Raw genomic sequence first — 11,778 nt, forward strand, 5'->3', positions numbered from 1 at the left:
ATAGGCAAGGTGTGTAAGCGTTGTGAGGCGTTGAGCTAACTTGTACTAATGACCCGTGAGGCTTAACCATACAACCCAAAAGGGTTTCGAGTTAATGGTTAACTTTAGCGAAAGAATACCGCCACTTGATTTAGTGTGACTCAATTTAAAACAGCTTTCTAAATTTATAATTTTGGTTAATTACGCAGGTAATTGTTTGGCTGACAAAGCCGTAACGAGCGAAGCGCGGAGTGTACTTTAGTACATGAGCACTGTAGCGAGGAAACAATGCCGTCAGACGGACAATTAACCAGTAAGAATTTGTCTGGAAACCATAGCATTGTGGTACCACCTGATCCCATCCCGAACTCAGAAGTGAAACGCAATCGCGCCGATGGTAGTGTGGGGTCTCCCCATGTGAGAGTAGGTCATTTCCAGACGCCTAATACGATAAAGCCCGTTGCTAATGCAACGGGCTTTTTTCGTTTAACCGCTATTGAAATTATCACTCGAAAATGGGGAAATAAAAAGTCCGAACGTAGTGAGGTTCAAAACCATGTGGAGGTCGATAAATGTTCCAGACAATATCGACACTTCCGCCATCCTTGGCGGTCGTAGGGGGCAGCGTCTGCGCTTATTCAGCGCAGCTTGATGCTGGAGCTGAACGCGGAGAGCTAGCTCGAAGCTGACTATGATAAGACGCCTAATGCTCTTGCAAGAGAGTCGATAAAGCCCGTTGCTAACGCCGCGGGCTTTTTGGTATATGAGTTTGCCAAACTTAGCCTGAGTATCGGCTAGAGAGATTTAGATGATATTGATTACTTGATTATGCTTGGCGGCTAAGCGGGAGGTATTCACTTTGATACAAGCCCAATATCGATAGATACAGGGCTTGTTAAGCCTCATAGGGCAAGTAGCTTATCTATGATGGGGGCATTAGCCGCAGGAAAGTCATAGTGTTGTAACTCACCTAAGTCTGCCCACTCTATTGGTTGTCCTTCAAGGCCTCTAGGCTCTCCAGAGAAGCTGTTTACTATATGGATATCGAGTAGGACTTGTTTGTCGGGATAATCGTGAGCAATTGTCATTAGAGGCGTTGTATCGCTAACAGTAATATTAACCTCTTCTTGCAACTCTCGGATTAGTGCTTGTGATGTTGTTTCATTATTTTCAACTTTACCACCTGGAAATTCCCATTTTCCACCTTGATGAAGATGGTCTGGGCGTTTAGCTAGCAGTACCTGATTGGTGGTATTCATAACAACGCCAACGGCGACATGTACTCGTTTCATCGGTTAGTTGTCCTTGAAAAAGTCTGCTTCATCATACCCGAGTGCATCTAAGGACTCAGCATCGAACTCAGGTTTCACTGGAATGGCGTGTTTCTCTGACGCCCAGTCGCCAAGATCAATAAGCTTGCAGCGCTCACTGCAGAAAGGTTTAAATTTAGATGTTGCAGTCCACTCTACTTGGGCTTTGCAGGTCGGGCAGTTTACTACAGTTGGCATAAAAGCTCCCATTGTCGCTTTGGTGATTTATACGAATCCGATTAATCAGTCGAACGCTTAATTAATTGAATTGGCATTAAGCTCAATGGTAATCAGTTTAGCGACAGGTTGCCAACATAAAGTCGATGGTTTGGTCTGAATGTTTTTGTTGCTCAAATCCAACGAAATGGATTGCGTAACGATTGCGATTACCGCTAATGGTGGGGTAACAGCCTTGTGCGGCATCGAGTTTAACTCTGATAAGTGATAATGCCTGCTCACTATTGCCTTGGTAAAATCCAGCAATGGCGGTTTCATCGGTGTAATGGGTGGTTTGACGAGTTAATTCAAGTAGCAGTTTGATGGGGGTGAGCAAGCAGTCGAAGTGGGCTATCCAAGTTCGATATTCCTGCAGGCGAACATCGAAGGGTTTTGCTAACCAAAAATGCAGTTGGGGTAAGTCAAAGTTGCAACAGGCACCTGGCATGCCAAATCGTTGTCTTAGTGCTGACAAGAAGCGGTCTTGTTTGAGTATTTGTCCGGGACGTTGGTAGTGGATTAAATATTTTCTGGCATCTTTTAGTCTATCGATAAGGTCAGTGAGCTGTTGTTTATCGGTGTTATTTTGATTTTGCCAGTGAGTTAATTGTTGCAGTTGTTTATCGATATCTTTAATAATTTCAATTTGATAATCACAGCGCTCTGTGAGTTCACACAAGGAGAATAGCGGATAAAAGCACCGATGTTGGTGGTCTTGAACTAGGTTACTCTGCAACTGATTGGCAAGATACTCGAGCCGTAAATAGCTGCGGGTTTTCTCATTGAGTGGCTGTTCATAGATCAATTTATTCATGACATTATCGGGTGCGACCGGCTAGTGTTAGGTATTTATTATGTAATACAGCTACCTTGCCTTTTAATGCTGATATCGTTCCTTGATTGTCGATGACATCATCAGCTTTTGACAGTTTCTCGGCTCTACTGGCCTGACTGTTTATTATATTTTGGACTTGTTCTGCACTGACCGCATCGCGCTCGATGGTCCGCTTGGTTTGTAGTTCAGGTGAAATATCAACCACTAAAGTGCAATTGACTAAGCTATCTAAACCATTCTCAAATAGCAAGGGCACAACTAAAATAGCGTAGGGTGAGTCAGCTTTTTCTAATTGCGACAGCATTTCTGCCCTAATGAGTGGATGCAAAAGGGCATTAAGCCATTCACGATCGGCAGTATTACTAAAAATACGTTGCCTTAATGCTGCACGGTTAAGCTCGCCATTATCCAATAAGATGGTTTCGCCAAAGTGTTCGACTATTTTGGCTAATCCTTCACTGTCTTTGGCGACCACTTCTCGGCTGACGATGTCGGCATCAACCAAGGTGATCCCCAATTCGGCAAACAGGTTGGCCACGGTCGTTTTTCCACTGCCAATCCCCCCGGTTAATCCGACAACAAAATTTGACATGGCTGGCTCTTAAACTCTCAAAGTAGTGTTATAGACAAAGGTCGAGGGTTATAGGGTCGCTAAATAAGCGTTGACTATCTGCTCGCCCCATAACATGGCAATCCACCCAGCGATGGCAATATATGGGCCAAACGGAATGGGGTTACCCGAGTTGATTTTCTTATTGACTATCATCGCGATGCCAACCACAGCCCCGACAACTGATGATAACAATATGATCAAAGGTAGCAACTGCCAACCTAACCAGGCACCGAATACGGCTAGCAGTTTAAAATCACCGTAGCCCATGCCTTCCTTACCTGTGAGTAACTTAAAGCCCCAAAAGACACTCCACAGGCTCAAGTAACCCGCGGCGGCACCAATGATGGCATCGGTGCTTGTGGCAAAGGTGCCATTGAGGTTAATGAGTAAACCTAACCAGAGTAGCGGTAAGGTGATTTGGTCGGGCAGTAGCATCTCGTCGAGATCGATAAAGGTTAGCGTTAGCAGGGCGAAAGTGAGCAATGTTGCCAAGGCAAATTGCCAGCTGGGACCAAAATGCAGGGCTAAATAAGCGATAGCAACGCCGGTAATTGCTTCAATTACCGGGTAGCGAGGTGAAATCGGCATGCTGCAACTGGCGCAGCGACCTCTAAGCATTAACCAGCCCACTATGGGAAGGTTATGCCAAGGTTTAATCGTGGTATTGCATTTGGGGCAAGCCGAGCCGGGGACTATCAAATTGTATTTGGCCGGAAAGGCATCGATAGGGGCGTCGAGTTTATCGGCGATAGGGGCAATCAGGGCTTGATGATATTCCTTGAGGTATTGGTTGCATTCTTGCTGCCACTCGCGCTTCATCATCACAGGTAAACGGTGGATCACCACATTGAGAAAGCTACCAATAGTGGCGGCAAAGACAAAACTGATGGCGGCAAACAGCCAAGGGTGCTGCGCCATTAAATCGATAAACTGAGTCATTATTGTACTTATCTTGTTGATGCTAACTAGTTACTAAAAATGGCATCTTCTATGCCAAAGTCGCCGGCCAATAGCTCATTTAACCAATGGCTTATTTAAATAGTCGCTTTAAATGCAATTGATTAACGAACTTCATTCAAGGGTTAGCCTACCACATTACCCATTTCGAAGATGGGTAAATACATGCCAACAATCAAGCCACCCACCACGGTACCTATCACCACCATCATGACGGGTTCGATAAGGCTAGATAGACCATCGACGGCATCATCCACCTGCATTTCGTAGATATTAGCCACCTTATTAAGCATCTCATCGAGGCCGCCAGACTCTTCACCAATCATCACCATCTGGATCAACATATCGGGAAATAGCCCTGTTGTACGCATGGCAACGTTCATCTGCATGCCCGACATCACCTCTTGGCGCACCTTTAATAGGGCTTTGCGATAGACATAGTTGCCCGATGCCCCAGCGGCCGACTCTAAGCCATCGATCAATGGCACACCAGCGGCAAAGGTGGTGGCTAAGGTTCTGGCAAAGCGTGCCATGGCGCCTTTATGCAAAATGTCGCCAATGGCCGGGATCTTTAATACTGCTTCGTCGACACGATTACGAAAGGACTCAGAGGTTAAGTGGGCGCGTTTGAATGCCCATACCCCAACAATGATGGCGATGACAAAGAAATACCATGAGCCTTGTAACCAGCGAGACAGACCAATAATTAATTGGGTAAAGGCGGGCAGCTCGGCGCCAAAACCATTAAAGATCTCTTCAAACTGAGGCACCACAAAGAGCAGCAATAACGAGGTGACCAAAATAGCGACTATCACTACAGCAGCCGGGTAAAACATGGCTTTTTTGATTTTAGACTTGAGTGCCTCGGCTTTTTCGCGGTAAGTGGCGATTCTGTCAAACACCGCATCGAGAGAGCCCGAGTGCTCGCCTGCGGCCACAAGGTCGACATACAGGTCGTCGAAATATTTGCGGTGGGGTTTGAGTGAGTCCGACAGCGGGATCCCCGACTGCACATCGGCAACGATAGTGGCGAGTAGCTCGCGCATCTTCGGCTTTTCGTGGCCGCGGCCGAGCATCTCCAAGGTGGTCACTATGGGCACGCCGGCGGCCAACATGGTGGCAATCTGGCGGGTCATCATGGCGATATCCATGGCGGTGATCTTAGGGTCGCGTTTAAATAACGATTCGGCTTTTTTCTTAACGACTTTGGGGTTTACCCCTTGAGACTTTAGCTGGGCTTTGATTTCGGCAGCCGAGGTGCCGCGTAGTTCGCCACCGGTTTTTTTGCCATCACGATTGGTGCCTTTCCATTCGAAGGTAACGACCTTTGGCTGTGCCTTGGCCGCTTTTGGCTTTTTGCTTTTCGATGGGCTTTTTGACTTAGCAAGTGATGCGGTGGCCATGGTGTGTCCTTAACTCGTAAGTATTAAGTATTGAGCTGTATGTATTAAGTTGTAAGTCTTAGGCTGTAAGTTGCCAATCACTTATTGTTTTGGGCTAGAAGCTGGTCACACGGTTAATTTCGGCAATGCTGGTGACGCCGGCAATCACCTTACGTAGGCCAGAATCGCGCAGATCGCGCATGCCTTGCTCCTTGGCTTGGGTGGCAATTTGCAGTGAATTACCGCCTTCCATGATGGTGCGGGCAATTTCATCTGACATTTTCATCACCTCATAAATACCGACGCGGCCTTTATAGCCACCAGAGCAGAGGTCGCAGCCCACAGGCTTATACACGGTAAAGCCCTCATCGATTTGCAGTTGGGTAAAGCCAAGTTTTAATAGCTCGTGTTCGGGCACCTCTTCAGGCAAGCGGCACTCGGTGTATAGGCGTCTGGCTAGGCGCTGGGCAATAATCAGGTTAACCGAGCTGGCGATGTTATAGCCAGGCACGCCCATATTGAGCAAGCGGGTTAAGGTTTCGGCCGCCGAGTTAGTGTGCAGGGTCGAGAGCACTAAGTGGCCGGTTTGCGCCGCCTTGATGGCAATTTCGGCGGTTTCGAGATCGCGAATTTCCCCTACCATCACCACATCGGGGTCTTGGCGTAAAAATGAGCGCAGCGCCGAGGCGAAGGTGAGGCCAGCTTTGAGGTTGATGTGAACCTGATTGACCCCCTCTAAGTTAATCTCGACCGGATCTTCGGCGGTGGAGATATTGCGCTCTTCGGTGTTGAGAATATTCAATCCGGTATAGAGGGAGACGGTTTTACCCGAGCCTGTGGGGCCGGTGACTAAGATCATCCCTTGGGGTTTAGCCAGCATCTGCTCATACAGCTCGCGCTGATCGTCTTCGTAGCCGAGCTTTTCGATGCCCAGCTGCGCCGAGGATGAGTCTAAGATACGCATTACGATTTTTTCGCCCCAGATGGTGGGCAGGGTGCTCACCCGAAAATCGATAGATTTAGTGCGCGACAGCTTCATCTTGATGCGGCCATCTTGGGGCACGCGGCGCTCGGCAATATCCAGCTTTGACATCACCTTGAGGCGCGCCGAGATGCGGCCCGAGAGATTCACCGGTGGCTCGGAGACTTGATGCAATATGCCGTCGACCCGAAAACGGATGCGGTAGCGTTTCTCGTAAGGCTCAAAGTGTAAGTCCGACGCCCCTTTACGTATGGCGTCGGTCAAAATTTTATTGATATAGATAACAATGGGCGCATCGTCACTAGCATCCCCCGTCGGCTCATCATTATGCTTGTCGGTATCGGTTATTTCGATGCCCGAGAGGGAGTCGGTATCTATGCCGTCTAAATCCAGCGCGGAGATATCCTCTTCGAGCACTTTTTCTAGCGCCTTGGTGAGTTTGTCATCTTCGACTAATATCGCCTCGGCGTGCAGCCCGGCGCTAAACTGAAAGTCTTCTAGGGCAGCAATATTGGTGGGATCTGAGGTACCAATATAGAGGCGGTTACCGCGCTTAAACAGCGGCAGGCAGCGGTGTTTCTCTATGAGTTTACGATTGAGAAAGTCTTCGGGGATGCTGCTAATATCGAATTCATTCAGGTCTAGTAGCGGCGAGCCATATTCTTCATAACAGAGCTCGGCAATTTCACGAGCGGAGATCAGCTTATCTGCTACGATAGTGGAAACCAGTGATTGTTTAGATTGACGAGATTTGGTTATCGCAGCAGAAATTTGCTCTTCTGATAGAAGTTTTTTTCTTATGAAAAGTGTTGATAAACCTAAATGTAAGCCTGTTGTGGGCATCTTTTTCTCATAAGGTCATTGGAAGCCAATTAAGTGTGAGTGAATCAGATAATCTAATCACTCACACTATAAGAGTTTACGGTATGATATTGATACTATGTGGTTGGAAGCCCTGCACCTTTTTTACAAAGAGGAAGCTCAGTATCTGAGCCTTTAGCTCCATTTGTCATTGCATAAGATACCCCGCCGCTAGGCGTGAATGTTGCTGTTAAAACACACTTTTCCTCAGTCCAAACTAAAGATAGATCTGCTCCAGGATTTTGTGCATATGTATTACCTGAACCTGTTGTAAACTTTTTATTTGCACCAATTTCATTAGCAATAGCATCACAGCCAATTCCTGTCTGAACACATGTTTGGATTTTCTGAGTGAATGCCGTAACACCTTTCATAGCTGCACCACCTTGGGCAGATGTAACGTAATCCCTGTAAGCAGGCAGTGCGATGGCGGCTAGAATACCGATGATTGCGACTACGATCATCAATTCGATTAGGGTGAAACCCTTAGCGTTGTTGATTTGTTGGTTCAATTGGATACCTTTCATTGTTACGCTCTCCGTTGGACGATAATGTTATCTTATTGTTTAGTAATTGTTTGCTATGCTTATTGTTTTCTATCCAATTAACTACTATCAGGTTATTAGTTAATAGCTGATAGGTCATTGGCTTATCAATTGCCATTAACTTGAGGATTTGGCAGCAATGATGCCGATGTTATCCTAGGTTAAGGTAGCGCATTAATAAGTTGTACAACATTGCTGGTGTACCGTATGTCGTTTGGGTAGTTTTACCCACTGCCCACTGCCCACTGCCCACTGCCCGCCACCCACTTTTACTCACTTTAGCAGTGAACCAGTAAGCAGTTTAAGTTACAGCCACCTAGTTAACCTGGTGTTAACTTAGTCTTAACCTAGGTAGCTAGTGTGCAATGTAACACCTTGGTTTCAACAATAAAGATAAATGTTAGTTTACTTAACTCAACTTATCTGTTTGTTTAGCCTGTTGGGTGGCGTATCTTCTGCAATACTAGCCCATTTTCGTCATATTCATCATTTCGACTGAGTATTTAGTCTAGCTTGGTAGAGAGCTGGCTGAAATGGCTGGCTCACCTGCTGTCAAAGTTAGTACAAAGTTAACTGGAATGGAACTACCAATGACAACAAAGTACTAATTTTGCGATAAATTTGTCTAATGCTGGGGTGTTTTTGAAAAAACAGTTCTAACATAATTTTGTCGCTATCTAAATAAATGGCACATTTCACCCATTAGTCAAAAAAATGTTGTTTACCAAGTGAGGAGACTCGCTATGAGCTTGACTATTGCAGCCAAATTATTGTCAGTCGTAAGTTTTACGTGGGTGCTCTTGATGACTTATTTATAGGGGGTTGCCTGTGGTTTTAGGTGACGATAATGGGCTTGAGTGATTTAGCCTTGGTTGTGTGTTGGGCTGCATGCCAGTAGCAACCTATTATTATCTTTTTTGTTACATTTTTGGGTGTGTGACGGTTTTTTGGGGTCATTAGCGCTTATAACATAGTGCTTAAAATTAGGTGCTTATAAATAGCGCTAATAAATAGTGCTTAAAATTAGGCGAGCTTGCATGAGGTCGTGTACTAGGCTTGGTGATTAGGTCGGTTTTAGTCATTAGCCGTACAGCATGGACTGCCTCCTCTGCTTTATCTTTTTAAGGATGGTTGTGATTAAGCCGAGCCGCTGGTGATGCGGCTCGATAAGTCAGATAGATGAGGTGCTAGCGTATGGCCTTGAGCGGCACCTCATGCTTATGGTGTAAGACTGATGACCTTGAGGGCGAGTCGGTTGGGGCTAATCTTTCAGCCTTAACGATAGGTCGAGCGCTTTAAGGTGTTTAGTGAGCGCGCCGACTGAGATGTAGTCGACACCTGTGCTGGCAAAGTCGCCGATGGTGTCTAAGGTGACGTTGCCCGATACTTCTAGCTTAGCGCGCTGGGCCTCAGGGTAGCGGTTATTAAGCTCGACCGCCTGTAACATCATGGTGACGTCGAAATTGTCTAACATCACGATATCGCTTTGGGCGTCTAAGGCTTGGGTTAATTCGTCGAGACTTTCGACCTCAACCTCGACCAATTTATCGCTGGCCAATTGACGGGCGGCGTTAATCGCGTGAGCAATTGAGCCACAGGCCATGATGTGATTTTCTTTGATTAAAAAGGCATCGAATAACCCGATACGATGGTTTTGTCCGCCACCGCAGGTGACCGCGTATTTTTGGGCGGTGCGCAGCCCTGGGATGGTTTTGCGGGTGTCGAGTAGTTTACAGTGAGTGCCTGCGATTCTATCGACATAATGTTTTGTGAGGGTGGCCACGCCCGATAATGTTTGGATAAAGTTCATGGCGGTGCGCTCACCGGTCAAAATGGCACGCGCCGGGCCCGACAGTTCACACAATACTTGGTTGGGGACGAGTAGATCGCCGTCATCAACATGCCAATGGAGGGCGACTTCGCTGCCGAGCTGATTAAAGACTTGCTCTGCCCATGCCTTACCGCAAAATACTCCCTCTTCACGGGTGATGAGGGTGGCCTGTGCATAGCGATCGCTTGGGATCAGTTGGGCGGTAATATCGGCGCTGAGTTTTTCTTGGGCACTCAAATTGCTGTCGGCTTGGTAGCCTAAATCTTCTTCGAGGGCGATTTTAACCGCGAGTCTTATATCATTTTCCAACATGTTTCTGTCCTCTGTGAGTAGCAGTCTCTCGTGGCGGTTAGCGACCTGTGGTTAATTATCCCGTTTGTGGAGACATTAAGAGTGGCGTAAATGCCTTATGGCGTTGTGCCCGTATTGGCTGCTAGCACTGGTGTTTTGTATTGGAATGATAGCAAATATGAATCTGAAAAAGCAGCGTAAATTATAGATTGAGTTACCGCCCTTATCTATAACAAAACGCTTGTTAGCGGTGATAAGTGTTTATCACTGTGTATGGCGATGATTGTTGATGAGGTTTTATCGGTTAGCGGCGCCTTAACTAGCGAGGCGAGACAAATGCAGGTAAAGTGGATTTCACATTTTTTTTTGCTATTTTAGGCGGGTGAATTCGCAGCTATTGGCTTTTAAACTCAGCGATTAATGTTAACTATCGCTGGCGTAGGGCCGTACACCTACTTAGACAATATAAAGATAGGCAAATGGGCCGCATTCGAGGCAAGATGAGTAAACTAACAATGCAAGATGATGGCTGGGTCAGCCATGCAAGGCGCTGTGTATCGCCACACTTTAATCCGCGGCCTCATGGCGAGGTGAGCTTATTAGTGATCCACAACATTAGCTTACCTGCGGGTCAATTTGGTTTGCCTTATATTGACCAACTGTTTCAAGGCTGCATCGATGTGAGCGCTGACGACAGCTTTTGTGAGTTGGCCCAATTAACGGTATCGGCCCATTTTTTAATTCGCCGTGATGGGGAGTTAGTGCAGTATGTCAGCTGCGATGACAGGGCTTGGCATGCGGGCGTGTCGTGCTATGAGGGGCGCGAGGGGTGTAATGATTTTGCCATAGGGGTCGAGTTAGAGGGCACGGACGATATTGCCTATACCTATGCCCAATATGCGACATTACAACAATTAACCTTAGCCTTGTTTGACGCCTACCCTTTGCTCAATGGCGAGCGAATAGTAGGACACTGTGATATAGCGCCTGGGCGTAAAACTGATCCTGGTGGAAGTTTTGACTGGTCTAGGTATAAAAAGAGTCTACTCGGCTATGCCGATAAGACCATTGATTGACAAGGTAAGGAGACTGAGATGGCGCTGTTTTCGTTGTTGATAGCGATTATGATTGAGCGGTTAAAATTGTTGCCACAAGCTTGGCAGTTAGAGACCTTGTTGGCTTGGTATAACAAGGCTTTTTTTGGTGATAACTCGCTGAAAAATGAGCCCATGATGCTGCTGGCGCTGTTGTTACCCGCGGTGAGTGTACAGGTGTTGGCTTGGTTTGTTGAAGGGATGTTTTGGGGGCTTATTAGCTTACTGTTATGGGTGGCGGTGGCGATTTTATGCTTTAGTCATCTCAAGCAGCGGCAAGTCTTTAAGCAGTATATTCAAGCGGCGTGCCGAGGAGATGTACAAGCATGTTATCACTTTGCCGAGGCACTTGATCCCAGCACTAATCTCGATGCGATATCGGAAACTGACTTAGGTGCTAAGGTGGGTCAGACCGTGGCTTGGGTTAATTATCGTTTTTATGGTGCAGTGGCGCTGTATTTAATTTTCTGTGGGCCTGCTGGCGCCGTGCTTTATTGTACCGTGCGTTATTTTTTTGATGAGGCCGCTAGCCAAAAAATCCGCTTACCGCTGGTGGACTCGGCGTTGACCGTGCTTGATTGGCTGCCGAGTCGCTTGATCGCGTTTGGTTATGTTTTGAGCGGCCATTTTTCGGCTGCATTTAGTCGTTGGCGCCGCTTGGCGCTGCAATGGCGAATGCCTGCCAGAAGCGTGATAGCCGAAGTGGCCTTGGCTGCCGAAACTATCGAGGCCTCATCGGCGACGCCCATATGTGTGCAATCGACTATCTCTTTGCTGCAGTTGAGTAAACGAAATTTTATCCTGTTAGTCACGGGATTATCTTTGTTAACGATATTTGGCGTGGTGGCATAGCGCCACCGACTTACATCAGGATAGCGTGCG

11 protein-coding genes and 1 rRNA gene are annotated in these 11,778 nt (G+C 46.9%); 3 read left to right on the top strand and 9 right to left on the bottom strand.

Features of this window, described 5'->3' with window-relative positions; genetic code table 11:
• Positions 1-303 precede the first annotated feature (303 nt).
• A 5S ribosomal RNA gene (gene rrf, locus DVO77_RS08705) occupies positions 304-419 on the top strand.
• Positions 420-881: 462 nt separating this feature from the next.
• Here rrf and mutT read toward each other — a convergent pair.
• The 9 genes from mutT to nadC form a co-directional block, all read right to left on the bottom strand.
• Positions 882-1,271: an 8-oxo-dGTP diphosphatase MutT gene (gene mutT, locus DVO77_RS08710; protein WP_119978050.1), complete on the bottom strand. Its 390-nt coding sequence runs from the start codon at positions 1,269-1,271 to the stop codon at positions 882-884.
• A gap of 3 nt (positions 1,272-1,274) precedes the next feature.
• The gene (gene yacG, locus DVO77_RS08715) at positions 1,275-1,487 is read right to left on the bottom strand and encodes a DNA gyrase inhibitor YacG (RefSeq protein WP_119978225.1); all 213 of its coding nucleotides are present in this window, start codon (positions 1,485-1,487) and stop codon (positions 1,275-1,277) included.
• A gap of 97 nt (positions 1,488-1,584) precedes the next feature.
• Positions 1,585-2,319: a cell division protein ZapD gene (zapD, locus tag DVO77_RS08720; RefSeq protein WP_119978051.1), complete on the bottom strand. Its 735-nt coding sequence runs from the start codon at positions 2,317-2,319 to the stop codon at positions 1,585-1,587.
• A gap of 4 nt (positions 2,320-2,323) precedes the next feature.
• Positions 2,324-2,932: a dephospho-CoA kinase gene (gene coaE, locus DVO77_RS08725; RefSeq protein WP_110457006.1), complete on the bottom strand. Its 609-nt coding sequence runs from the start codon at positions 2,930-2,932 to the stop codon at positions 2,324-2,326.
• A 48-nt stretch (positions 2,933-2,980) separates the two neighbouring features.
• Complete coding sequence (locus DVO77_RS08730) at positions 2,981-3,892, bottom strand: prepilin peptidase (RefSeq protein ID WP_119978052.1); 912 nt, start codon at positions 3,890-3,892, stop codon at positions 2,981-2,983.
• A 143-nt stretch (positions 3,893-4,035) separates the two neighbouring features.
• Positions 4,036-5,313: a type II secretion system F family protein gene (locus DVO77_RS08735; RefSeq protein ID WP_119978053.1), complete on the bottom strand. Its 1,278-nt coding sequence runs from the start codon at positions 5,311-5,313 to the stop codon at positions 4,036-4,038.
• 94 nt (positions 5,314-5,407) lie between these two features.
• The gene (pilB, locus tag DVO77_RS08740) at positions 5,408-7,117 is read right to left on the bottom strand and encodes a type IV-A pilus assembly ATPase PilB (RefSeq protein ID WP_119978054.1); all 1,710 of its coding nucleotides are present in this window, start codon (positions 7,115-7,117) and stop codon (positions 5,408-5,410) included.
• A 95-nt stretch (positions 7,118-7,212) separates the two neighbouring features.
• Positions 7,213-7,662 (bottom strand): prepilin-type N-terminal cleavage/methylation domain-containing protein, encoded by a 450-nt coding sequence (locus DVO77_RS19380; protein ID WP_119978055.1) that lies wholly within the window; start codon positions 7,660-7,662, stop codon positions 7,213-7,215.
• A 1,279-nt stretch (positions 7,663-8,941) separates the two neighbouring features.
• Positions 8,942-9,823 carry a carboxylating nicotinate-nucleotide diphosphorylase gene (gene nadC / locus DVO77_RS08750; protein ID WP_119978056.1) on the bottom strand — a complete coding sequence of 294 codons (882 nt, stop codon included), beginning with the start codon at positions 9,821-9,823 and terminating at the stop codon, positions 8,942-8,944.
• Between the two features lie 479 nt (positions 9,824-10,302).
• Between nadC and ampD the strand changes: the two genes are divergently transcribed.
• On the top strand, positions 10,303-10,878 hold the full coding sequence (ampD, locus tag DVO77_RS08755; protein ID WP_119978226.1) for a 1,6-anhydro-N-acetylmuramyl-L-alanine amidase AmpD: 576 nt from the start codon (positions 10,303-10,305) through the stop codon (positions 10,876-10,878).
• Between the two features lie 18 nt (positions 10,879-10,896).
• Positions 10,897-11,748 carry a beta-lactamase regulator AmpE gene (gene ampE, locus DVO77_RS08760; protein WP_119978057.1) on the top strand — a complete coding sequence of 284 codons (852 nt, stop codon included), beginning with the start codon at positions 10,897-10,899 and terminating at the stop codon, positions 11,746-11,748.
• Positions 11,749-11,778: the final 30 nt, after the last annotated feature.

Origin of the sequence: Shewanella algidipiscicola (assembly GCF_003605125.1) — a bacterium.
Taxonomy (GTDB): domain Bacteria; phylum Pseudomonadota; class Gammaproteobacteria; order Enterobacterales; family Shewanellaceae; genus Shewanella; species Shewanella algidipiscicola.